Origin of the sequence: Cytobacillus citreus, from assembly GCF_018343665.1 — a bacterium.
Classification (GTDB): Bacteria; Bacillota; Bacilli; order Bacillales; family Cytobacillaceae; genus Cytobacillus; species Cytobacillus citreus.
Genome location: NZ_JAGYPM010000001.1, coordinates 1,092,168 through 1,116,328 on the forward strand (window position 1 = coordinate 1,092,168; position 24,161 = coordinate 1,116,328).

The 24,161-nt window shown below is 35.8% G+C and carries 22 protein-coding genes and 1 pseudogene; 1 reads left to right on the forward strand and 22 read right to left on the reverse strand.

The genetic code is table 11. From position 1 onward, the window contains the following. Nucleotides 1-1,144 precede the first annotated feature (1,144 nt). From KHA94_RS05380 to KHA94_RS05440, 13 genes are all read right to left on the reverse strand, one after another. On the reverse strand, nt 1,145-3,001 hold the full coding sequence (locus tag KHA94_RS05380; RefSeq protein ID WP_213101055.1) for a serine/threonine-protein kinase: 1,857 nt from the start codon (nt 2,999-3,001) through the stop codon (nt 1,145-1,147). 38 nt (nt 3,002-3,039) lie between these two features. After that, nucleotides 3,040-3,894, reverse strand: a complete 855-nt coding sequence (locus KHA94_RS05385) for a PP2C family protein-serine/threonine phosphatase (protein WP_213101056.1) — start codon at nt 3,892-3,894, stop codon at nt 3,040-3,042. 39 nt (nt 3,895-3,933) lie between these two features. Next, the gene (locus KHA94_RS05390; RefSeq protein WP_249365314.1) at nt 3,934-4,203 is read right to left on the reverse strand and encodes a DUF4176 domain-containing protein; all 270 of its coding nucleotides are present in this window, start codon (nt 4,201-4,203) and stop codon (nt 3,934-3,936) included. A 19-nt stretch (nt 4,204-4,222) separates the two neighbouring features. Beyond that, on the reverse strand, nt 4,223-4,993 hold the full coding sequence (locus KHA94_RS05395) for a hypothetical protein (protein ID WP_213101057.1): 771 nt from the start codon (nt 4,991-4,993) through the stop codon (nt 4,223-4,225). A 111-nt stretch (nt 4,994-5,104) separates the two neighbouring features. Beyond that, nucleotides 5,105-6,082 carry a hypothetical protein gene (locus tag KHA94_RS25855; protein ID WP_249365315.1) on the reverse strand — a complete coding sequence of 326 codons (978 nt, stop codon included), beginning with the start codon at nt 6,080-6,082 and terminating at the stop codon, nt 5,105-5,107. Between the two features lie 84 nt (nt 6,083-6,166). Further along, the gene (locus KHA94_RS05405; RefSeq protein WP_213101058.1) at nt 6,167-6,463 is read right to left on the reverse strand and encodes a WXG100 family type VII secretion target; all 297 of its coding nucleotides are present in this window, start codon (nt 6,461-6,463) and stop codon (nt 6,167-6,169) included. A gap of 22 nt (nt 6,464-6,485) precedes the next feature. Beyond that, complete coding sequence (locus KHA94_RS05410) at nt 6,486-6,797, reverse strand: WXG100 family type VII secretion target (protein ID WP_213101059.1); 312 nt, start codon at nt 6,795-6,797, stop codon at nt 6,486-6,488. A gap of 62 nt (nt 6,798-6,859) precedes the next feature. After that, complete coding sequence (locus KHA94_RS05415) at nt 6,860-7,159, reverse strand: WXG100 family type VII secretion target (protein WP_213101060.1); 300 nt, start codon at nt 7,157-7,159, stop codon at nt 6,860-6,862. 17 nt (nt 7,160-7,176) lie between these two features. Beyond that, a complete protein-coding gene (locus KHA94_RS05420; protein ID WP_053435329.1) occupies nt 7,177-7,431 on the reverse strand; it encodes a hypothetical protein in 255 nt (84 codons plus the stop codon). 82 nt (nt 7,432-7,513) lie between these two features. Further along, nucleotides 7,514-12,193: a type VII secretion protein EssC gene (gene essC / locus KHA94_RS05425; RefSeq protein WP_213101061.1), complete on the reverse strand. Its 4,680-nt coding sequence runs from the start codon at nt 12,191-12,193 to the stop codon at nt 7,514-7,516. Between the two features lie 66 nt (nt 12,194-12,259). Beyond that, nucleotides 12,260-12,994, reverse strand: a complete 735-nt coding sequence (locus KHA94_RS05430; RefSeq protein WP_213101062.1) for a hypothetical protein — start codon at nt 12,992-12,994, stop codon at nt 12,260-12,262. A 60-nt stretch (nt 12,995-13,054) separates the two neighbouring features. Further along, nucleotides 13,055-13,645: a zinc ribbon domain-containing protein gene (locus KHA94_RS05435; RefSeq protein WP_213101063.1), complete on the reverse strand. Its 591-nt coding sequence runs from the start codon at nt 13,643-13,645 to the stop codon at nt 13,055-13,057. A 15-nt stretch (nt 13,646-13,660) separates the two neighbouring features. Next, on the reverse strand, nt 13,661-14,827 hold the full coding sequence (locus KHA94_RS05440) for an SPFH domain-containing protein (protein ID WP_213101064.1): 1,167 nt from the start codon (nt 14,825-14,827) through the stop codon (nt 13,661-13,663). 661 nt (nt 14,828-15,488) lie between these two features. On the opposite strand from KHA94_RS05440, the gene KHA94_RS26460 reads away from it, so the two are divergent. Continuing rightward, nucleotides 15,489-15,773: a polysaccharide deacetylase family protein gene (locus tag KHA94_RS26460; RefSeq protein WP_420828145.1), complete on the forward strand. Its 285-nt coding sequence runs from the start codon at nt 15,489-15,491 to the stop codon at nt 15,771-15,773. Nucleotides 15,774-15,813: 40 nt separating this feature from the next. Here KHA94_RS26460 and KHA94_RS05445 read toward each other — a convergent pair. From KHA94_RS05445 to KHA94_RS05485, 9 genes and pseudogenes are all read right to left on the reverse strand, one after another. Beyond that, a pseudogene (locus KHA94_RS05445) lies at nt 15,814-16,137 on the reverse strand (nucleoside triphosphate pyrophosphohydrolase). A 190-nt stretch (nt 16,138-16,327) separates the two neighbouring features. Then, nucleotides 16,328-17,089, reverse strand: coding sequence for a divergent polysaccharide deacetylase family protein (locus KHA94_RS05450; protein WP_213101065.1), 762 nt, complete (start codon nt 17,087-17,089; stop codon nt 16,328-16,330). A 129-nt stretch (nt 17,090-17,218) separates the two neighbouring features. Then, nucleotides 17,219-18,292: an ABC transporter substrate-binding protein gene (locus KHA94_RS05455; RefSeq protein WP_213101066.1), complete on the reverse strand. Its 1,074-nt coding sequence runs from the start codon at nt 18,290-18,292 to the stop codon at nt 17,219-17,221. Further along, complete coding sequence (locus KHA94_RS05460) at nt 18,289-19,092, reverse strand: ABC transporter permease (RefSeq protein ID WP_213101067.1); 804 nt, start codon at nt 19,090-19,092, stop codon at nt 18,289-18,291. Before KHA94_RS05460 ends, KHA94_RS05455 begins: the two co-directional genes overlap by 4 nt. Beyond that, nucleotides 19,089-19,892, reverse strand: coding sequence for an ABC transporter permease (locus KHA94_RS05465; protein ID WP_213101068.1), 804 nt, complete (start codon nt 19,890-19,892; stop codon nt 19,089-19,091). The genes KHA94_RS05460 and KHA94_RS05465 overlap by 4 nt, the downstream gene beginning before the upstream one ends. Beyond that, a complete protein-coding gene (locus tag KHA94_RS05470; protein ID WP_213101069.1) occupies nt 19,882-20,988 on the reverse strand; it encodes an ABC transporter ATP-binding protein in 1,107 nt (368 codons plus the stop codon). Before KHA94_RS05470 ends, KHA94_RS05465 begins: the two co-directional genes overlap by 11 nt. 250 nt (nt 20,989-21,238) lie before the next feature. Then, complete coding sequence (locus KHA94_RS05475) at nt 21,239-22,363, reverse strand: metallophosphoesterase (protein WP_213101070.1); 1,125 nt, start codon at nt 22,361-22,363, stop codon at nt 21,239-21,241. A 236-nt stretch (nt 22,364-22,599) separates the two neighbouring features. Further along, nucleotides 22,600-23,442: an oxidoreductase gene (locus tag KHA94_RS05480; protein ID WP_213101071.1), complete on the reverse strand. Its 843-nt coding sequence runs from the start codon at nt 23,440-23,442 to the stop codon at nt 22,600-22,602. Nucleotides 23,443-23,474: 32 nt separating this feature from the next. After that, nucleotides 23,475-24,158, reverse strand: coding sequence for a M50 family metallopeptidase (locus KHA94_RS05485; protein WP_213101072.1), 684 nt, complete (start codon nt 24,156-24,158; stop codon nt 23,475-23,477). Between the last annotated feature and the right edge of the window lie 3 nt (nt 24,159-24,161).

Genomic DNA, 24,161 nt, shown 5'->3' on the forward strand with positions numbered 1-24,161 from the left:
GCATTATTTTTATTTTTAGAGCATAAACTATATTCAAGACCGTCCACCTCTTCTAACTTCGCATCGTTGCGGGACTAACCAGATCGGAATGTGGACGGTCCAATTTTTTGAATACCATTTTAGCAGGTTTTTCTTTTTTCTAATACAACTGATGAATTTTCTACATATAATTCATTTGTATATTCGATTAGCCTAATTTCACATCCTATTCCGTTGTGAATAGATTTTCTTCTAATAATATCTGCTTTCGTATTTTCGACATATACCTTATCCCTTTCGGTAATATTTACTTCGAGTTTCTCCTCTCCTATTGAAAATGGTATGATGGATGATTTTTCTTAACCGTTATGTTTTCGCCACCCATTTCTGCTACTTTGCTTGTACCATACTTAAGCTTGATATCATAATTATCCATATATTTTCAAAATCCACACAAAATCAACATATTCCTTTAAAAAAAGAATTGCTTTTGTAACCCAACCTAACTTCCCCGCCAACGCCTATCAAATTTCTTGAGAAAGAACTAGATGAAAAGTCCTCGTTCTTCAAGTAAACGTGCTAGGCGTTTTATTTGCAATTCAGTTCATATTTTGATAAAAAGTCACTGTCCCCTAGTAAGGTAAAGCTTTACAAGACTAGGGAACAGGCACTCATTTTTAATCTGTAAAGAAATTGAGGAAGCAAGCGCCCCGCTTCCATCCACCGTCCGTCCTCCTTATGGAGCCATAAATGGAGATGTCAAAAAGATTTCCAGCATGACTGGAAAAAACTTTTCCTATGGTCCGTCTATTCAATCGACTGGAAAAGCCGGAATGCGCATTCCATCCATAAGGTGGTTACGGCCTATCTAGTGCCAGGCTCGATCGTCCTTATACATGATATCCACATGCCTATTGCTGAAGCACTGCCCAACATGCTTAAGGTGCTTAAAAAAGAGGGCTACGAATTCACTAACGTACTACATCTGCTTTCCATGTAGGAACAGGAAGTAGCGGGTACGTTTTTTGGAAATAGGCATAAAAGCTTGAAAAAGGGAAAGAAATACGCTTAGAGCTCTCTGAGCGTATATTTTTCATGAATAAATTATTTCTGCTAATTCCCTTCCTACAATCCACCTTTTGGAAATTCGGTTTCTTTGTCTGTCTTAACGTTTAAGCATCTCACGTCTTCTTCTTAATAGCTCGTTAATATCTGATAAAAGATGATTAATTTTATTCAGTTGTCCGGTATTACGGTTTTTGAGGCCATCGATTAATCCTTTTATGTGATAAAGTATTGATGTTATTTCATTTTCTATTTGTATAATGTGTCTTTTTCCATAACCAAAATCAGGTTCAATTTCCAATTGTTCTTTAAGTTGCTTAACACGCTGCCAGACTTGTCTATAGCGGTCTTTATCTTCTTTTTCACGGTCCATTACTTGTTTAAGTAAGCTTAGGATTTCAGATACTTTGAAGTATGGCTCTTTATCCTTTAATTCTGCAAATGGGGAAGATTCTTCTCTCCGTCCTTGAAGCTTTTTACCAACTAAGAACAAAGATACAATAAATGAAATTGAGAGTACTAAAGTAATGATTCCTTTGCTAAGAATAATTCTGACTAAAGGAATATCCTCTAGAAATGAAAACATGTTCATATAATAAATAATTGATATAAAAGCAATAATTACAGGGGATAAATAAACAAGCCAACTAAAGTCTTTTTTAACAGATGGTGCAGTATATTCATCTGATTCACGACGTTGGGAATTATCATGTTCAAGAGTATTGCGTCTATGATCATTGCCCATTTCTAAATTAGGCGGGGTAATGCTAATCGGATCTGCACTTTGCATCGTTCTGTCACTAGGAATCGTCTCAAATAGATTTTCATGTTGATCATTTTTATTTGTTTTCTGTTCATTTTGTTTTAGCCTATTACTTGTATTCGAATAGTCTGTCCCTACAGTTTCGTCATAACTTAGGAATCTTGAATGACTGTTTGAATAATGATTATCTATCGTTAAATTGGAACTGGACTCTTTACTTTGCCTTGCAGCAGCTGGTACCAAAACGACTTTAAGAAGTTCTTCGTATGATAAGCCCTGTTTTACTTCAAAAAGGGCATCTGAAAATTCTTTTGCTGACGAAAAACGGTTTTCTCTTGGTGAACAAGCTTTTACCACTACATCGCCTAATTTTGCAGGAGCATTCAAAGGACGGTCTGGTATTGCACCCTTTTGCCGCTTTTCAATTGCATGATCAATATCCGACATTTCATAGCTTTCCGGATAGGGAGGCAGAAACGGAAGCCTTGCATAATTTAACAATTTATATAGTAATGTTCCCAATGAATATATGTCTACAGTATGATCATATTCTTCTAATGCAAGGATTTCGGGAGCGATATAAGCAGGTGTTCCTTTCATTGAAGCGGCCCTTGAAGTGTTCTTTAAAAGCTTAGCAATGCCGAAATCGCCAACTTTAAAAACTCTTTCTTTATTCACAAATATATTCTCATCTTTAATATCTCTATGGAAGATTCCGTTCGTATGACATAATTCCAATGCAGACAGAATATCAAGACCTAAGTCAATGACATTTTCAACTGTAATCTTGTTTTCTTTCAGGTAATTGGCAAGAGGTGTTACATATTCCATACGGATAAAAATATCATATCTTAGAGGTACGTCTTGTTTTTCAACTTCGTTGTCATAGTATGTAACAATGTGATTATTGTTCTTTTCAGATAATGACCGTAAAATATTGATCTCATCAATAATTTCCTGCAGTACAGACTTAAAATAGTTTTCGGCCTTAGAATGATCTCCACCCATAGAATTTAAAACATCATGATATTGTGCTTCGTTCGGGATGACAATATGTTTTAATGCTGATTCATAATGTCCGCTCTCATTAGTTTTAGATACCTTATAAACGGTACCGAATCCTCCCGATCCAATGAATTCATCGACATGATAACCAAGGATTTTTTGACCTGCCAGATTTGAGGAAATTGACACTCCAAGACACCTCCTTCCAAGAACGAGATTTACTTTATTCATACAGGGAGAATTTCTACGATCATTACGGTGATATTATCTGTCCCTCCCTTTTTTCTTTCATTGCCCTGTAAAGCCTTATATACAAGCTCCTCTGCTGCAACTTCTACAATTCCGTCATCAAAATAATGTTTTAGGATTATTTGAATATCCGCATCCTCCACAGCATCTGTTAAGCCGTCACTGCAAAGAAGAAACCATGTTCGATCAGTTATCTTCACAGCTTCTGTGTGATCTCCTTTTAGAACAAAGTATTCATCCCCCATACCTACATAACGAGTCAATTCTTTACTGGATCTAAATCGGCTCACTTCCTCGGTTGTCAATAAATTCAAATCCAGCATTCTTTGACCTTCTGTATGATCTTTCGTCATTTGTATGAGCTCATCTTGCCGATACTGATAGATTCGACTATCACCAACCTGAATACCTATAGCATGGCCGCTATGCAGAATGAGGGTTGATAAAGTAGCCCCCATACCCATTAAAGATTTATCCATGGAAGACATGATAATCATCTCTGAATTCAGGCTGCTGATATATTTTTGATAGCGGTTAACGGCTTCCTCAAGACGACGAGCGGAAAGTATATGGTTACGCATTTCAGATAGTTTGCTAACAGTAAGAAAACTTGCAACTTCACCAGATTGATGTCCGCCCATTCCATCACTTACTGCAAATAAAGCTTGTGAAACTGTAGTTTGATAGGATTTTACGGATTCATCAAAATCATTTTCCAGGTGTAACTGAGAAAGATAATCTCCATTATCCAGCAGGAAATTATCTTCATGATTTTTTCTGAAATTTCCGATATTAGATTGTGAAGTTACACGAATTTGAAAATAATCATTCATCTGATTTCTTCCTTAATCTAAAATTTCTTGCACATATTATTAATCTCCTAATATTTCTGATACAAACTTACTTTCATCCTCGTCTACATAACCCTTAAAAATAACTTCATGTATATCCGCTTGATTAAAAACAAAAGTATAGTCTGCATTGATATGCCCTTCAGGGTAGAAACAACTAACATAGTCGTACATTTTCGGGCCATCCTCTTTTAACAGAAGCTGCTTTCTGCCATATATAAGGAGTTTTTTAGTGCCTTCTTTCAGGATGACGACTGAACCTATTGGCAGTAACGTTTCATTATTGTCCAATATTCTTACCACCTTTTACTTAATATGAGAACTGTTTGGCTGAAGAAACTGCTTCTTCGATTACTGACTGATAAAATTCATTGCGATTAAAACATTCGGCATAAAAGATATCCTTTATATTATCTTGATCGCTTTGTGTAAACAGCCAATTTCCATTAGGTTCTATCAAAAACTTCATTCCTTTTGTGTTCCAGCCATCAACAATTTTTAAGAAATATACTAATTGGCCTATCGTAATGTTATGTTTAAACCCCTTAACAAGTGCCTTTGCAAAAGGAATTGATGCACCTTCTTCTAAAACATAAGATTCTAATTCCTTAAGAGATGCATGTTTGAGATTGTTAACAATGAAATTAAGTGATTCTAAACTGATCGAATCTCTGATGGTAAGGGAGCATTCTTCGTTTGGAGAGTCTAGGTTTGCTAGTATTTCCACAAGGTAGTCATAGATATTTCCTATTAGTTTAAATTCCACTGAACTAGATTGATCACTTAATTCTTCCGTTAACTCTATGACTTGTTGAGAGGAAATAAAATAATAATAATCATAAATCTTTTCATCCCTTACGATGTTCAGCCAGGAAACTCTCTCACAAAGTTTGCATCCCTGTAAGATGGTATAAACTGTAGGATCCAATTCAATCCTGCCTTCTGTTTCATATATTAATTTTTCCTCCAGCAATTGCTGCTTAGCATTCATTAATGATTGATTCATTTCTTCCTGCGAATCATTTTTAAATGGATTGGAAAAACCCAGCAGTTCATTGAACCCCATTAATTTCAAAAGCAAAAAGGCCTCTTCGGAACTTAGCTTGAATGAAATATATGTGTCTGACAATTGAATTCTCCTCAAAAAAGTTTATTAGAATGCAGATTCACAAATAGGATTATTGATTAATCACTATTTAAACCATCCTGCAACTGTTTCAAGTCCATCGGTAAACCCGGCTTTAACCATGTCCTTCATGCTTTCATCTTTCTTATCATTATCGAAATCAAATTTTATTCCTTCCGTTAAATATGTTAAGCCCACCGATATTCCAAAGCCTGCGGTTACAACGGCTGTAAAGGAAAGAGAGACAGGTAATGTTGTGACTAATAATGCCCCTGCCACAGCGGTACCAGCACCTACAAAAACATTTCCTAAAGTATCACCTATTATTTTACTACTAGAGGCATCTTTTTTAAGATTTTCATTAAAATCAGTGACAACATCTACTCCGACGCTTAACCACCCTAATCTATCCCGCAAAGCTCCTAGAACAGCTATCTTCTTATTAACAAACTCAGCACCCTCTAGTTCACCTCCTTCTTTTAATTCTTTTAATACGGATTGGACATCCATTTCTTTTAATGCGGACTTTATCTCATCACTACTTAAATAACGTGCAATTCCCTTAATCTCATCATCATCTAAAGCATCTAGGAACTTTTGTGATCTCCAAATACCTCCATCCTTAAATCTTTGAATATCAAATCCCTGCGAAATTTTTTTGAGATATTCACCGTATCTTATTAAAGCAGCTACTGTTGAAGGTCCTAATGGAGCTAACCAGTTAATATCTGTAATTAAGGACTTTTTAACCTTCGCATTCCCATTTTCCCATTTTGCAAATAATACTTTATCTAACTCGTTGTAGTCACGTAAGGCATTGCCCAGAAAAGCGGACATTTTATTTAGCAGTGCAGCCTGTTCGTCCATTGAGCGTGTGATTGTTTTAAGATTATTTTCTATGTTTGTACTAGCGAGAACTTCCCAGTCCAGTCTCTTGCCTGCCGATTGAATATCGTCTTTTATATTATCCAGATCTCTCGATAAATTTTTGGTTATTAGAACAAAACCTATGAATTTCGGTTTATCCACCATGATATAAGTCATTTGTATACAACTCCTTAAATGCCAAAACGATAATCTCTTACATCCATTTCATGAAGATGTAAGAGATTATAATAAATGGAAGCTTTAGCGCTGATTTTCTGCTGCTTGAATCGTTTCTTGGTTTGTGCGATCCCACTGCTCCGCCGCATTTTCAAGAAATTTTGCATATTGATTAATGGTGTCATATTTTTCTTTGAAATTATTACTTAACTGGCTAAACTTTTTGACAGCCACTTCTGCTGCTTGGCCTTCCCAGCTTGATTTAAGGCTATTAATCTCCTTTGTCATTTCTTCTGTAAAAGCGCGAATTGAGTTTGCAATCGTTTTTAAGCTGTTTGCTTTATCTCGCATCACTTTTGAATTGACTTTAATAGATGCCATATCATTTCCCCCCTAAGGATTTTTATTTTCCTATGTTTAGACTGTTTGCTGAATCTTTTATCGCATTTTCGGTTTTCTCATATCTTTCCGCAGTTGTTTTAAGAAAATCCGAGTAGGTTTGAAGAACTTTGGATAATTCTTGGAAGTCATTCCTGTATCCTTCAATTTTATTGTTAAACGTGTCGCTTGATTGTCCTTGCCACTCTGCACGTAAATTTGCAATTTCAGCATATAAGTTTTTAACTTGAGCCTCATAGTTTGATGTCTTGTCTTTGATAAATTGTGATGATTTTTTTAATGCATTTGTTTCTACAGAAAACTTACCTCCTGCCATATAACCATTCACCCTTTCAATGAATAAATTTTTATTTAAAAAGAGACTAGTTAGCCTTCTTTTTAACTTTCCCGCAGTCGTCTGGTCCTTTGTTTAGCTTCTTCGTCTTCTCTACGAACATGATCTGCCACGGATTTTATTGAATCGGCCAAATTTACTGTTTTTCTTTGTGTTTGGAGCATTTCCTGTTTCAATTGTTCACACTTTTGGATAAAGGTTTCTGATGCTGGCCCTGCCCATGCGGCTCTTATCTGGTTAATGAATTGATCAAGCTGATTTATTTTATTTTTCATGTTTCCAGCTTCATCAGCAATCCTGTTCGCCTGCAGCATAATTAGATAATAATCAATGCTTATTTTCATGAAATAGACACCTGCCTTTACATCAGCATTAGATTGCTGCCGTCATGTATATCAAGCTCCAAACAGTTAAAATTTTTATTTAGAATGACTTTGTTCTTAGTATCCACTAACATTAACCCTCTCTTTTTAGCCTGAATGCCATGAAATTCTTCGTGAATGATTTTAACAATCAAGTCAATTATGTTCCCAACTTTCATGGATCCGGGCACTAAAAAGTTTAATGTTTGGCCTACTGCTGGAACATCAACATATAGTGAAATTTTCCGAGCCATTCTTTCCTCCTCTATCCACTCTTTTTATCAGAAATTCTATCTTACCAGGAGTCTTCTAAAAGAATCCTGTCAGTAACAGCCCTTAACCTACAACCTCCAGTTTCATTAAAGGGTTTCTAACAACTGCATATTTATTTCCGTTAAAGAGGACTCCCTCGCCATTCTTTAATTCTAGTTCTCTATCGAGGTATCCCATGTCTTCAATCACGATAATACCCTGTTTATGCATATTCCCGCCCATAATGATTCCGTGCCGTGCCTTGATTAAGTACCTAAATAGTTCCGCATTTGAATAATTTTGTACTCTCTCCATATCGTCTAAAGTAATAAAGTAAATATTTAGTCCTTTACTTTTTGCTGCAATATTGGTGAACATCTCTAATGCATCGTCTGAAATCATATCAAAGAAATTTGAGAAACTATTAATACATATAAAGAGTTTCTCGAATTTTTGCATATATTCGCAGATGCCTTCTTTTGAATCAGTAATTTTTTTGAAATCGTTATACACCTGCAGACGTTCTTTTACCCTTTCTTCCAGCTCCTTTACATACGTGTCAAATTCATCTGAAGAGGATATATAACGATTGATTGTTTGTTCTCTCGCAAAGTCTTCCAGCTCATAATCAGCCCTGTCAATTAACGTTACTAGTTGGTTGGAATATTCTTTAATACTTTTTATCATAAATTTCAAATAGTTGGTTTTCCCAGTTTTCTGAAGCCCTCCAATGAAGAATGTATGCAATTCTTCTAATGGAATGCCTATAGACTTGTTCCGTTTTAGTAAATTACCAGCGTATAAAGCATGTTCTCCCGGTCCAATGACTTCCAGGTTATTCTTCATACTGCCGGAGCCTGAGTGCCTGTTAGTTGGACTGGCAGATAGCTGCTTTTTAACGGGGGTGACGTCCGATTGACTCTTTTTAGTCCTGGCTTTAGTAAAAGAGTCCCCAGCAGCAGCTGACATTTCTTCAAACTTTCGTTGTATATAGATGACCCTTTCTGCTTCATTTTCTACAGGAATTACTAGTGCGGTCTGGAATTCGGCAACTTCACCGATGACTGTCAAACCTCTTCCTCGTACATTGTCCGGTTCTACAGATACAGGTTTTCCGAGAATTTCTCTATAATCCAAAGAATCATTCAACTGTAATGTAAAAAAGTTGGAAAAATGCTCGGTCACTTTATAGAAGACCGCGTTTTTGCTGTTACCTGTTATAGCAAAGAAAATCCCATAGGTTTTCCCATTTGCCACCAAACTGATTAGTTTATCCTCTTGAGGAAAGAAGCGGTCCCTGAACGTACTATAATTGTCAATCACAATCATAATGGCTGGAAGCTCGTTTTTAGAATGACTAACATAGGAAGCGAAAGAACCTACATTGTCTTCAGAGAATAGCACTTTTCTTTCTTCCATTATTACTAATACATCTTCTAAAACCTGTTCTACCTTTTCTTCATCATTTGCATAGATTACCTCTTCACAATGCGGCATATTGGCAAAATAACCTAATGAGCGCCCGGCAAAATCAAATACATACATATTTAGCTGTCCAGGTGAATACTTGGAAGCAAATGAAAACAATAAGGATTGCAGAAATGTTGTCTTTCCAGTCCCTGAGGAACCATAAATGACTACATGCCCATCGTTCATAAGGTCTATTTCTACAGGATTTTGTTCTTGTTTCCCTGGAAAATCAGCTAATCCAATTACGGCGGACAATTCACCTGTCCTTCCTGACCATTGCCGATTAAATTCACAGTATCCCTTTAATTCCGACAAAGAAATGACTTCCTCCAATGGATCAAGCCAAAGAGAAATGGAGGCAATATTCTGAATTTTTTTCATATCAATCAGCTTTTCAATAATTGCTTCCAGCTGAGAGTTATCTGTATTACGGGCTACCAGCTCTTTTTTTGCTTTGCGGATTGGCACTGCTGTATTGTCTACATAATGAACAGTCTGCTCAGTTGGATCGATATATCCATCGGTAGGGGCGTATTGACCTCCGCTATAACCTGATTGTACGTATTCGTAAATTTCATCGTAACCTACTTGAACATAGCAGCGGCCAGGCTGTTTTATAAGGGCCGCATCAGGCTTTCGAATCATCTCATTACTGTCATGCTTATCAAGCACTTTTAAACACACTCTAAATCGGGAGTTTCCCCAAATTTGATCATCAACAACACCAGCAGGTTTTTGTGTAGCTAAAATGAGATGAATCCCAAGACTTCTTCCTATTTGAGCAACATCAATGAGCTTGCGCATAAAATCAGGCTGCTGCGTTTTCAATTGAGCAAACTCATCTGAAATGATAACTAGATGTGGAAGCGGATGTATTGCAATTCCTTCTTTAAACAGCTTTTGATATTTATCAACGTGATTAATCCCATATTGGTTAAATAGATGCTGCCTGCGTTTGATTTCTGCCTCAATCGATATAAGGGAACGACTTAATTGACTGCCGGACAGGTTCGTGATCTTACCTGCAATATGCGGAATTCCATCAAAAACATTAGCCATCCCTCCTCCCTTGTAATCAATGAGTACAAAGGATAAATCATTAGGATGATAGTTGACAGCTGCAGAAATAATGTATGTTTGCAGAAATTCACTCTTCCCTGAACCTGTCATACCCGCAACCAATCCGTGCGGTCCATGATAATTTTCATGAATATCTAAAGAGAAAAGCTCACCCCCGGCTTTAATTCCGATTGGTACTTCAAGGGATTTATAGGAAACCTTTTTGTTCCAGAGCTGTTCAATATTTAATTCATCTATACTTCCTGCCTTCAACATGCCTAGGAAGGATACGCTTTCGGGAACATCCAGACTGATGCTATCGGTTTTTACCTTTAGCTTGGAAAGCTTTTGAGAAAACATTAATAATGACTCTTGATCTATTTCATCTTGTTGAAATTCTACCAATCGGTTAAAATGCTTATTCTTAAAATAAACACCACAAAGGTTAGAATCATTTTGGATAATGGCGCTGCAATCTTTCGGCAGCATCGAAATTTGCCCATATATGAAGAGACTAGTGACATCCACCGGGTTATCCGGATTTGTTAGATACCTCATTAAAGGTTCATTTTCAACTAGCCTGTCGTCCGCTATAAAGAAAACATATTTTGGAAGAGGAATGGACTCCTCTTTATTGCTATCTTTCAATTGCAGCTCTCTTTCCTTCATATCTTCATTTAAAGCAGAAAATAATTGATGGACTTCTTCTTTATTTGTGGCAACAAATCTTAATGTCCGGTCAGGACTCCAAACATGAGGAAGCTCCCTCACCCATTTAAAATCATTCGCATCTCTCTCGTTATAAATGAACACCATTTTCACTTCATCGTAAGAGTGCTGTCCGGCTAGATTTATTGCCAAGCAATTGGCGTTATTTATATTGTTTCTCCTGTTGCCGATCAATCCAATTATTTTTTGTTCTTTCAAGGAGACAGTTATTGGAACATGATCTAACATCTTATACTCATCTGCCAATTTAATTGGTTCATCAGCTAAAGGATCATCATGAAGGGTAAAACCTTTTTTGGACGTTATTACATTGACATCAAATTCCCGATTCCCTTTTCCTAAACGCAGCTCCAAAAAATCTGCATTGTTTGGGGTCTTTTCCCATAATCGCCTTATCGTTTCTTCACTATTCAGAAATTTTATAATCGTTAGTGGGTCAGGGAACATTTTTTCTGTAAGGATTTTAATATTCCGTTGTTTTTTCTCTTCCAATTCAAGCTTCTTTTTAAAAATATATTTTCTGTATTTCTTAATTCTGTGGTTTTCGAATTTTGCCTCTTGTCTCTTTTGATATCGATTCAATGCAATGGGCCATACTAACGCACCGATTAGCATGCTGACAGCCATTGTGGCACTAGTCCACACGCTGCTTCCATTATTCGTATTGCTTATCGTTATGCCTAAACTTACCAGCATAGCAATCGCCATTGTTAGAGATGGTCCTATTGTAAAAACCAAAGGCATGTCCTGTCTGCTTTGCATTTCCGGCGGCGGATCAATGACAAATTCACTTGTCTCCAAAGACTTAATGATTCGGGGAGAGCGAGTGAAATACTTTTCACTCTGAACCTGTTTTTTAGGTTTTGTGTATGCAAATTGTGTAAAACCAGGAAATGAACATTTATTAATTACGTCGTTTATTGCAAGAAATTCATCAAAGTACACCATTTTCAATCCCATGATGTAAATGATATCTCCGTAAAACAATTCGGCGGATTGAACTCTTTCCCCGTTAAGAAATACTCCTGTTTTTCTTGACACATCTTCAATAAAAGCGCGCTCGTTTTCAAACCTTATGGCAGCATGCTTCCTAGAGACGCTTGTATTTATGTCAAAATAAATTTCGTTATCTGGTGATCTACCTATGAAAATGTTTTTGTTTTTTTCAATCCTCTGTTTAGTGAACGCTATGTTTTCATTTTCTAGTGATGTGATTAAAAATTCAAAATGGACATCATGTTCTGCATCATGGACGATATAAAAATCCCCATGCTCCAATACTTTTTCCCGTATCTCTTGTCTATTGCAAGATAATGAAATATGTTTTTGACCAACTTTATTTATGATCCATTTCTTATTTTTTTCAATAAAGAGATCACTATAGCTAATACTGCCTATTTGCAAATACTGTTCTAAATCTGTAATGAATTGGTTCGAATGAATGGAACTTAATTTATATTCTTTATATTTATCGCCTATAAACAACGCAAGTAAAAAATCTGACATTCCATTCACCCCCTATCATTTATTCTAAAACGCATTACCCTCAATTAACGGAAGGTAAGATTATGATTACACCGCTTTTTTCTCGCGAAGGAGATTACGCATGGCTTTGATTTTTTCCTCTAAATCTGTAACATCCATGTTCCCTTTTTGCTTTCTCATGATTGTGTTATCCCTGATGTATGCCGAGATGGAAGTACCGCCTGAAGTTGTTAAAGTAAATGATTCTACATCGTGAGCGACTCCCTCTTTCAAATTAAAAGAACTGCTTTCATACTTAATTCTTTCTGACTTAGTGGCAACGGAAACGATATCTTTATAGAAATATTCGTCAGTTGTTTCTGTGAAATGATTTCCAGTTAATAAATCAAACACGCAAGTATAAGAGTATACTTGATTTTCATTAAAGTAAAAAATAACCCCTTTTACTAGGGAATATCGGATTTCATCATCTTTCCCCCGTTTGAAATGGAGAAGTGTAACATTATTAACATATTCATAGGAAGGACCATTAACAATAATCGGCTTGATAAGATTTACTTCTTCTTCTAATAATCCAAATTTATCTAAACCTTTCTTAACAAGTTTGGATAAATCCTGACTTAAAGCTTCATCAACCTGATGGTCAGTTGCCGTCTTTTTAAGAAAAAACGCAAAAGCCATCCATGCACTACCTATTGCGAGTATTATCAGGCCAAAAACAGGACTGCCTGAAATAACCAAAAGTCCTATAAGCGCAATAACAAGTGCTGCAACGGGAAATTTCCTTGTAAAATAATTTTTGATCAACAAACGGTCTACCATAAACAAATTCCTCCTTAAAAAATTGTAATATATGATTAACAGCCTAAACCGCTGTTAATGCTAGAATGATAACTTCAATAAATTCTCAACTAATTGCTTATCATCCTGGCTAATGCCACAATGTTCTGCTTCATTCAGGAGTTCTTGGAAGTTAGGGTCCGTATTCAGTCTTTTTTTATAGTAATAATCATATTTAATCAAAGCATGTGCATAAGCATATTTTCCATCACTTGAGTTCAAGTTTTTGGCCGCGTCAAGAAATTCCTCTGACTTTCTAATAAGTGTCAATGGAACCAGGAAGGGGCGTTTGCCTTTTAATTTGCAAACAGCGCTGTAAAAATATAAATCACTGTTTTCTATCATGTCTTCCATTGCTTTTTCAAAGTATTTATAAGCAAAATCATAAAGTCCCAGCTTCAAATAACAGATGCCAATGGCTGAATTTATTTCAGGGTTAGCAGAATTTTTAGCAGATAGTTTTCGATAATTTGCTATGTACTTGTCAATTCCCTTTTTATCAAAACCGTTTAAACCCTTTAAGGTTTGAATCAGATATTCTGAACCGCAAAATTCACAAATATTGCTGTTTAGCTTAACCGGAGCGCCACATTGAGGACACTCAGCAATCATTGCAATAGCATCATTGATCAATTTACCCAACTCCTGTTAACATTTTGTTCCACATTCTTCACAGAAAAGATTATTTGGTTTATTCGAATGCCCGCAGCGACTGCATTTCTTAATGCCCTGTGGTTGACCGCATTGGCCGCAAAATTTGGAGCCGGCAGGGAGCTCTTCATGACAATTGTGACACTTCACTGAATGATCAAATTGATCACCACAGTTTCCACAAAATTTGGAGTCTGGTGCATTTTTGTGGCTACACTTATTGCAGACAATGCTATTTGAAGTCTCTTTTCCAGTCACTGAAGAAGCATCAGGGGCTACTTGTAAATTTCTTGCCAGATCAGCGAATGCGCTCCCTGCCGCCGTTCCTGTTCCGAGCCCCATACCCAATCCAATGCCAGCATTTGCCGCACTGCCAGCAGCTTCATTTCCCGCTAATTTTTCAAGCACATCAAATGAACGCTGTCGATAGTAATCTTCTCCTAAAACAGTCAGTTCCGATTTTCGCTCTAACGCTTCCTTCAGCTTATCAATATTATTATTAGGGAAATTAACTGATTCAATATAGAAGTTATGGAGATCAATACCAAATCGATTAAACTCATCATTGATTGCTGATTGACAAAACTCAGATAACTCCCCCAGATAAGTAGTAATCTCCAGCAGAGAAATTTTCCTATGTATGATGTAAGAAGAGACAACCTCTTTAATTTTTGTGCTAATTAAGCCATTAAAATATTTCCTTACATCATCATGATTCGAAATATGATCACTATTAACAGCTCCGACAATTTTTGTAATAAATAGTCTGGCATCTGAAATGGTAATACCATATTGTCCAAACGCCCTTACTGCCATGATGATATTGTATTTAGGATCTGTTACTTGAAAAGGCACAGAAGTTCCCCATTTATTATCCAGCCGTGCGGTAGTATTTACATAATAGATTTCCGCACTAAAAGGTGTCTTGCCTCCGAATGGAATGTTAACTAATCTCTTTAAAATTGGCAGGTTACCGGTTGTCAGAGTATGGGTCCCAGGGCCAAAAAGATCGAGAGCTTTTCCTCCTCTAAGGAAAAGAGCTTCTTGACTTTGGTTCACAATTAACTGAGAACCCAGAACAAATTCATCTGAAGGATACTTATAGATAAGCCATGGCCCATCGAAAGCCGGACCATCGTATTTTATTCTGTCAATAATAGCCATACAAATAGAGCATCTCTATTCATTTGAATCGAATAGAAGTGCTTCTCCCCCCTTTATTAATCTGGACTATTCCTACTTTCTAATAGTTTTAGATTCTTGCATTAAAAAATTCTGATTATAATAAAACAAATACCTAGTTTTTCAAATTTAATATTTAAAATATAATTTTATTAATATGGAAATATTACTGAGAGGTATTGGATAAGAAGACTAAAGCATTGTTTGCAATAACTTTAAGAGTAGATTTTTTAATTCAGATTTAACTGACTATATACCAATGCTTTACCTAATAGCACTTAGAATAAAAATTCTAGTAATTTTTATTCGAGGCATGGTTGATTATTGATAATATTTGAAATTGTGTAAAATAATCCCCATAACAATTTTATAATATTCAATAAGGGATGGGTGGTCAATGGGGTTATCGGAGGATAATTGGTAGTTTATAGGAAAAAAGAATGGATATTCCTCGTTCCTATTCATAATACTTAGTACCTGATTTCTGCACTTGTTTTTATAAAGCATTTATAGATATATTCTTTAAATCATTAGTATGTATAAGTTCTAACAGCTTTTAGATAATTATTGGACAGCATCCAAAACATTAAGTATTTGTGGTTAATTCCAGAGGTAATTATTATTTATCATCCGGATAACTCTGCTGAAACCTAACGGGAAGTATATTGCCCTTACCTTTGATGATGGGCCCAGCCCAAAGATTACACCGCTTATCCTGGATATATTTAAAGAACAACACAATGCGCTTTATCCCCTTCAAATATATAACGATGCTAAGATTCCTATTGTGACATTCTCGAAAATGAAAAAGTTATTTGAGTGCAATACTAGGAAGGGTAAAGTGGATAGGTGTCCGAACTTAATACAAATGAAAAGACACCTCATAGAAGTGTCTTTTTATCGTGATATTTATTTTTCTGTTTTATAGGGCAATAGGCTTTATAGAATGTTTTCCTGTAGTGGGCTCATCATTCTTCGACCTCGATTAAAAATATTTTCTCTTTAAAACCTCCACGTTCTTCAGCTTTTTGTTTCAGTAATTTCTCTAAATACTCAATCGATGCCCCATGAGACTCTGCAAGTGCATGGACAACTTCAAGTAAATCAGCAAGTTCTTCTAAAGCCTCTTCATAATTAATCGCGTTTGAATATTCCTGTAATTCTTCTACACTCTTTTTCCTGAGTTCTTTAACTTATTCTGACTGGTCAAGAATTTTTGTTGAATAGTTCTTCCTTGTTCCTGCAATGATTTCTGGAATACGGTCGCGAACTAGCTTGTTATATGCAGGCATTATTCCCCTCACTTATTTTGAATAGTATTGTTACTGCTCACTGCTTAACACGTCTTGGTATGTCAACACTAAACTAGACAACTTTTTTAAGGTGTTCCTTTTTATATTCAATAGGGCTTAAATAGCCCAGTGTCCTGGTATTCTAAGATGATTAAACCATTGGAGCACACAGAGCAGCAGATTATTATTTTTATTCGATTAGCTGAAGCTCTGGAATAAGATCAGATAATGGAACAATATTTGCTTTATTCTTGTATAAGGGAATATATTGCTGTAATACATCAACCATCATAGGTCCTGTAACTCCTACATGCCCAATTGCAATAAGACGGTCACTGCTATCAAGTTTTTTTGCTAAAATATTTGCTTGTTTCGAAATGTGCTGAGTTGTATAAATATCATCAAAAAAGAGATTATTTTCTAAATACGGAATGCCCATTTCTGATGCAAGCTTACCAACAACACTTTTGCCGGTTGTTTTACTATCAAGATAAAATAATCCATTTTCCTGACAAACCTCGAGTACAATTCTCATGACTCTTTCGTCCTCAGTCGCTTTAGAACCCATATGATGATTCATGCCAATAGCGTGTGGAATGTCCTTAATAGCAGCCTCCACACGCCTGCGAATTTCTTCGTCGCTCAAATCTGTTGTTATGGCTCCAGGTCCTAACCAGCTTGCCTTCCCTTTTTTCGGCTCCATGGGTAAATGAACTAAGATATCGTGCCCATATTTAAATGCCATTTCAGCATCCTCTTTTGATGTACTCATGAAAGGCATAATGGCGGCTGTCAAGGTAATTGGAAGCTTTAATATTTCCTCAGTGCCTTTCATATTGTTGCCAAGATCGTCGATAACGATGGCCAGCTCCTTTTTCAGAAAAGGGGCTTCAGCAGATACTGGATTATTTAATAGAAATATGAATAATAATATAGACACTACTCTTTTCAATGAAGAACACTCCTTTTTCACTATCTTTCTCCACACACATTGGTTTAATACAAGATTTTGTGTTCTACATCTAACTTGTTCATAAAATTAAAAAAGACTAACCAGCATTTTCGCCAGTTAGTCTTTTCATTACTTCGGATGCATTTTAAATTCAAGGAATAGATCGTTATAGTAAGCAAGCATCCTTTTTCCAAGGTTTTCATATACTTCTAGCTTTGACGTCAATTCTTCATCTGGATAGAATCGTTCATCACTTATGACTTCTTCGTCCATGTACTCTAATGCGCCTTTATTTGGCGTAGAATAACCGACATACTCTGTATTTTGTGCGGCTATTTCTGGATCAAGCATAAAATTGATGAATTGATGAGCAGCTTCTGGATTTTTTGATGTTTTAGGAATGACCATATTATCGAACCAAAGATTGGATCCTTCCTCTGGAACTACATATTCGACATCTTCATTCTCCCACATGATTTCTTGGGCAACACCTGACCAGACAAGCCCAATTCCTGCTTCCTCAGTTTCTAATAACATCCGAATTTCGTCTCCAACAATTGCTTTTATATTCGGCGTTAGTAAATCAAGCTTTTCTTTTGCTTCGATAAGATGCTTTTCATTTGTATCATTCAAAGAATACCCTAAGCTATTTAATGACATCCCCATTACTTCACGGGCACCATCTACTATTAAGATTTGATTTTTAAACTTAGGATCCCATAAGTCATCCCAGCTAGTAATTTCAATATCACCAATCATCGCTTTATTGTATGCAATTCCGACTGTTCCCCAAAAATATGGAACTGAATACTTATTTTTAGGATCAAAGGACAAATCCATAAAGCGAGGATCGATATATTTTAGATTTGGTACTTTCGAATGATCGATTGGAATAAGCAAATTTTCTTTTATCATTTTGTCGATTGCATACTCCGATGGAATTGCAATATCGTAGGAGGTTCCTCCCTGTTCAATTTTTGTCAACATCGCTTCATTAGAATCAAAAGTTTCATAAATGACCTTGATTCCCGTTTCTTTTTCAAACCTCTTAATTAAATCTTGATCGATGTAATCTCCCCAGTTAAAAATCGTAAGGGTGTTTCCGCCTGAATATCCTTGTGCCGAATTCAGTTTGTTTACAGTAATAATTAATATTAACGATATAATTAATACTGCAATTAATGCTCGGGTAAGCTGCTTCATTGTTTTACCCCCAATCCATTCGGCCGATTATTCCGTTTTGTAATGAAGTAATAACCAACAACTAACATCATTGTGAACACAAACAGTAAAGTAGAAAGGGCGTTAATATTTAATGAAACTCCCCGTCTAGCAAGTGAATAAATTTCAACTGATAGAGTCGTAAATCCATTTCCTGTTACAAAAAACGTAACGGCAAAGTCATCCAAAGAATAGGTTAGCGCCATGAAAAATCCTGCAAAGATTCCAGGAGTAATATACGGCAGAATTACCTTTGTTAAAACATCCCATCTGCTTGCTCCCAAGTCTAATGCAGCATAAATCATTGACGTGCTCATTTCTTCAATCTTTGGAAGTACCATAATGACGACGATTGGAACACTAAAAGCGATGTGAGCAAGTAAAACAGAAACGAATCCTAGCTTAATTCCAATAATTGTAAATAAGATTAAGAATGATGCACCAATAATAACGTCTGGGCTGACAATAAGGACATTATTAAGAGATAGTAATGTATTTTTCACTCTTCTTCTTCTTGCATAATAAATGGCAAGGGCACCTGCAACACCTAATATGGTCGAAATGACTGCAGATAATAATGCAATAATGACAGTATTTAAAACGATAATTAAAAGTCTAGTATCTTCAAATAGCTCACGATACCAATCAAGGGTAAACCCTTCGAAATGATACATCGTTCCACCACTATTAAAGGAATAAAACATTAAATAAAAGATAGGGGCATACAAAATGAGAAATACTAAGACTAAATAAACAGATGAAAGTTTAGATTTTTTCTTCATAAGATCCCCCGCTTTCTTTTACCAGTAAGCACCATAATGAGTACCATTGCAATGATTAAAAAGACTGCAATGGTTGAACCCATTCCCCAATCCTGTGTGACGAGGAAATGCTGTTCAATTGCCGTTCCGAGGGTGATAACTCGATTTCCTGCAATTAATCTTGTAAGCATGAATAAGGATAATGCAGGGATAAAAACAACTTGGCATCCTGATTTCACTCCATCTAGCGTCAAAGGAAAAATGACACGCCTAAATGTTGTCCAAGGTGATGCCCCAAGGTCATTTGATGCGTCAATGAGAGATGGATTTAGCTCATCCAACGCATTAAATATAGGTAAAATCATGAATGGAAGAAAGATATATACAGATACAAAGATAAAACTAAAATCAGTAAATAATAATTGCTTACTTCCAATTCCCATCACTTCAAGAAAGCTATTCGCTGCGCCATATGTTCCAAAAATACCGATAAACGCATAGGCTTTTAACAATAAATTGATCCAAGAAGGCAGAATAATTAATAAGAGCCATAGCTGCTTATGCTTTGTTTTTGTTAGCAAGTAGGCAGTTGGATATGCAATAATTAATGAGAACAAGGTGATTAAAAATGCATACCAAAAAGAATTGAATATCATTTTCAAATAGACTGGTGTAAAGAATTTCTTATAATTATCTATTGTAAAATGCCCTTCGATATCAAAAAATGAATAATATAAGACAAGGAGAATCGGAGTAACGACAAATAAGCCAATCCAAATAATATATGGGATAAGATAAAGGTTACGAGAATTACTTTTCATAATTTCCCTCTTCATATGCTTCCAATCGTTTATCGAATTCCTCTTCTGTCTCTCCGTGTCTCATTACATGAATAGCCTCTGGATCAAAGTGAAGACCAATTTCTTCACCAACCCTTGCCTTCTTAGTAGAGTGAACAAGCCATTCATTTCCGTCCTGATCATAACAGCTAATTTCATAGTGAACCCCACGGAAAAGTTGAGTATCAACACGAACTCTAAGCTTCCCTAGGTCTGGTTTTGTAATTTCCAAATCTTCAGGACGAATGACGATTTCAACCGCTTCATTTGGATTCAAACCACCATCAACACAATCAAAGGTTTTTCCAGCAAACTGTACAGATAAATCCTTAATCATGACACCTGGAACAATATTCGATTCTCCGATAAAATCAGCTACAAAACGGTTAATTGGCTCATCATAAATATCTGTCGGTGTCCCGCTTTGTTCAATTTTTCCATTATTAAGGACAAATATCTCATCTGACATGGCTAATGCTTCTTCCTGGTCATGGGTAACGAAGATGAACGTAATGCCAAGCCTGCGCTGCAGTTCACGAAGTTCATACTGCATTTCTGTACGTAATTTTAAATCTAGTGCAGATAATGGCTCATCAAGCAGGATCACTTCAGGTTCGTTAACGATCGCTCTTGCAATGGCCACACGCTGCCGCTGCCCACCTGACATTTCTCTAATTTCACGATTTTCATAGCCTTCCAAATTGACAAAACGAAGTGCTTCTTTAACTTTCTGATCCACTTCATTATTTTTCATTTTTTTAATTCTCAAGCCAAAAGCTACATTCTCAAATACATTTAAATGAGGAAAAAGTGCATAGTCTTGGAAAACGGTATTCACTTGCCGTTTATTTGCAGGTACATCATTTACTACTTTACCGTTAATAATAACTTTTCCTAATGACGGCTCCACGAAGCCTGCTATCAATCTTAAAATGGTTGTTTTCCCACAGCCTGAGGGGCCAAGCAATGTATAGAACTTCCCGCGTTCAATTTCAAAGCTGACCTCCTTCAAAACTGGAGGGTCATCATCATATTGTTTTGTCACCTGCTCAAATCGGATAATCGTATTATTAGTCATTTTATCTCCTTCAATCATAAAATTTCGTTTAATTTTCGTCGAAAAATATCGAATTGTATTAGAAACATTCAAACGTAATAATACCATATTCCTAAGTATTGAGGCAGATATTTTTTTGATAATTATGTATCAAAGACCTGCTATTTCTAAAAAATCTTCATACCTGTAAATAGGGTGATTGAATTTTTAATTCAAACCAACCAAATCGACTCCTCATCAACATGAATATTTAGTAAACAATCGCTTAATTTCACTTATTCATCAAGGCTTCAATATGGCTGTACATGATAGCCTTAACAATATCAGGGTCCTCATTAGCAATTGGGATCTTGTTATTATTTATTGTCTGGAAAATTGGTCTTACGCTTGATTGACTGCTCTTCACAACCCATTTTCCATCAACTTGAATAAGATCTAGATCAATTATACCGAGATGATTCCCCCAAAAGCCTGCTTGTACAGCTGGAGTTCCATTTATAGTACCAGTCTTATGATCAATCCCTTTTTCAATATGACCATCATCTGAAGGAAAAAGGGCATGACTATGACCATATAGAATAGCAGTAATTCCTTCTACTTCACTTAAGTCGAAAACAGAATTTCCTTTTTGTTCTTTTAAACCTTTATCTGCTTCCATCCCAACATGTGCTAAGGCAATAATAATGTCTGCACCCTTATCTTTCATGATAGGGACGAAATGTTCAGCCGTTTTTTTTATATTTTTCACGATCAGCTTATCTTGAAAATATTCCTTATCCCATTCAGCCGTTATTGGCGTAATAAAACCTATAACCCCCACCTTAAGTGTTTGTTTCTTCCCATTTGAATCCGTCAATTGTCTGTCTAAGATGATATATGGGTTAAAATAATTGAGATCGTCTCCTTCGAAATCATTATGATCATCAATATAAATATTTGCATTGACATATGGAAAGTTAGCTCCTTGCAAGCTCACCTGTAAAAAATCCAAACCATAATTAAACTCATGATTTCCAACAGTTGCTGCATCATAATTTAGTAAATTCATCGCTTTAAAAACAGGATGAATATCATGAGGATTCAAGTAATGGCTTAGATATGCATATTCCCCTAATGCATTTCCTACTAAAACATCACCTACATCAAAAAGGAGCGTATTTGGCTCTTCTTTCCGCGCTTCCTTAATAAGTGATGCAGTTCTTGCAAAACCATATTCGATTTTAGGTTTGTTTTTTTCATAATCAAATCCAATCATATTTGCATGCAGATCCGTTGTTTCCATTATTCGAAGCCGAATGGCAGGTTCAATGACGTTTTGTGCATTCGTGCTGCTTAAGGCATTGAGCATGATGACTAGGATAAGTATAAATGGAGCAATCTTTTTCAATTTACTCATCAAACCACCTCTCACCAAATAGTTATCTTATTTTCTCTATATTGGTGAGAATTAAACATAAAAAGGTGAAAGCATTTGCTTTCACCTAAGGCTGATTGACAAAAGTTCATTACTCACTTTCCTGCGATTTTCATTCCCCATTCATGGTAACTCCGCACCTCGTAAGGCTTTATGACAATCATTATTAATCAGCCTGAAAAAGTATTAAATTTTTTCTCTCTATGAGGTGGGAACATTCATTTATATAATGTTTTTAAAAATAATTTTTCCCATAACTTCCACTGTAAAAAATTTTTAATAAACAAATTAAATGAAACTCCTTTTCCAATCGGAGCTCTCAGTGATGGCTTGCTTTGTGAAGCAATTTTCGCAGTTTTTTTTGCAACTTTTATAGGGTCCCCGAACTTTGGTTCTCCTTTTTCGATATATTGTTGAATTTCTTTCATATAATGAAAATATGGAGATTCTTTTTGCGCTGATTTTTCAATGATATGGTTTCCTGAAGACCAAATATTTGTTTTGAAGGAGCCAGGTTCAATTAGTGCGACATGAATACCATAAGGCTGCATTTCAAGTCTAAGACATTCACTCCAGCCTTCTAGAGCATGCTTAGAAGAAACATAAGGCGACATGCCTGGAAACCCCATTCTTCCACTTATACTGCTCATATTAATTATTATCCCCTTCTGTTGAGCTCTCATGAGTGGAAGAACCGCTTGAGTTACAGCGATTACGCCAAAAAAATTTGTTTCAAATTGCTTTCTATATTCATCAATTGGAATCTCTTCTGCAAAGCCTGCAACCGCATATCCGGCATTATTGATTAAAACATCAATTCTACCTATTTTTTCAATATAGGATTTTAATTTTTTAATTGAAGTTTGTGAGGTTACGTCTAGTTCATGAACAGTAATGGATGACTCTACTCCATTCATTTTTGCTTCATGTAATAAAACATCTTGTTTTCTCAAATCTCGCATTGTTGCGATTACTTGGTAACCCGATTTAGCTAATTCAATTGATGTTAAGAGACCAAAACCACTTGAACATCCAGTAATAACAGCTATTTTTTTATTCACAATTTTTCCTCATTTATGATATTATTTACTAGCTAACTTTCAATCCGAAAAGCACCAGTCTTAAATCCGGCATATAGAAAAGCAATAGCTTGAACAAAGAAAAAGATTCCCCATAATTGTGCCGGAATAAATGCTGTTGCTTCTGCCAGGCCTGTAGCATCTCCAGCAGAGTATGGCTGTTTAAAACTTAATAAAAGGATCGTAAATGATGAAGTTATAGATTCAACTAAAAGAATACTGGCAATTAGCAGTAAACAGTTTTGCACAATAGTAGAAGAGCCTTTTAAGAGTAATAATATAAACAATGCCCCAAAAGAAATCAGCCAAAATAAACCATAAAAATTTCGTACCCAAAATACTAAATTTAACCCAATAAATATAAGCAAAATAATGATTAATGGCTTATATTTATTCCTGCTAATAAGCCAAAATGAGAGAAATGCGATAAGAGATGAAAACACATATCCAGCTATTCCAGTAAAAAAACCGCTAAACCAGCCTTTATGACTCGTATATGTTACACCTTCTGTATTCATGAATAATGAAATTTCATGAACCTTTCCCCCTATAAGGGCCATAAGAGCATGACCCGATTCATGGATTACTGTATTTATCACCCGAACATAGTTCCCGATAAACGGAATATTCGTAAGAATAATCGCAATTCCGATAAACAAAAAGAATTTCCAGCTAAATTTGTCTGTTATTTTTTTCACATT

Bases quoted from the DNA above. Each gene is read 5' to 3' on its own strand.
- KHA94_RS05385 (WP_213101056.1), bottom strand. From the start codon at position 3,894: ATGAATGATTATTTTCAAATTCGTGTAACTTCACAATCTAATATCGGA.
- KHA94_RS25855 (WP_249365315.1), bottom strand. From the start codon at position 6,082: ATGACTTATATCATGGTGGATAAACCGAAATTCATAGGTTTTGTTCTA.
- KHA94_RS05405 (WP_213101058.1), bottom strand. From the start codon at position 6,463: ATGGCATCTATTAAAGTCAATTCAAAAGTGATGCGAGATAAAGCAAAC.
- KHA94_RS05410 (WP_213101059.1), bottom strand. From the start codon at position 6,797: ATGGCAGGAGGTAAGTTTTCTGTAGAAACAAATGCATTAAAAAAATCA.
- KHA94_RS05415 (WP_213101060.1), bottom strand. From the start codon at position 7,159: ATGAAAATAAGCATTGATTATTATCTAATTATGCTGCAGGCGAACAGG.
- KHA94_RS05420 (WP_053435329.1), bottom strand. From the start codon at position 7,431: ATGGCTCGGAAAATTTCACTATATGTTGATGTTCCAGCAGTAGGCCAA.
- essC (WP_213101061.1), bottom strand. From the start codon at position 12,193: ATGTCAGATTTTTTACTTGCGTTGTTTATAGGCGATAAATATAAAGAA.
- KHA94_RS05430 (WP_213101062.1), bottom strand. From the start codon at position 12,994: ATGGTAGACCGTTTGTTGATCAAAAATTATTTTACAAGGAAATTTCCC.
- KHA94_RS05440 (WP_213101064.1), bottom strand. From the start codon at position 14,827: ATGGCTATTATTGACAGAATAAAATACGATGGTCCGGCTTTCGATGGG.
- KHA94_RS05455 (WP_213101066.1), bottom strand. From the start codon at position 18,292: ATGAAGCAGCTTACCCGAGCATTAATTGCAGTATTAATTATATCGTTA.
- KHA94_RS05460 (WP_213101067.1), bottom strand. From the start codon at position 19,092: ATGAAGAAAAAATCTAAACTTTCATCTGTTTATTTAGTCTTAGTATTT.
- KHA94_RS05465 (WP_213101068.1), bottom strand. From the start codon at position 19,892: ATGAAAAGTAATTCTCGTAACCTTTATCTTATCCCATATATTATTTGG.
- KHA94_RS05470 (WP_213101069.1), bottom strand. From the start codon at position 20,988: ATGACTAATAATACGATTATCCGATTTGAGCAGGTGACAAAACAATAT.
- KHA94_RS05475 (WP_213101070.1), bottom strand. From the start codon at position 22,363: ATGAGTAAATTGAAAAAGATTGCTCCATTTATACTTATCCTAGTCATC.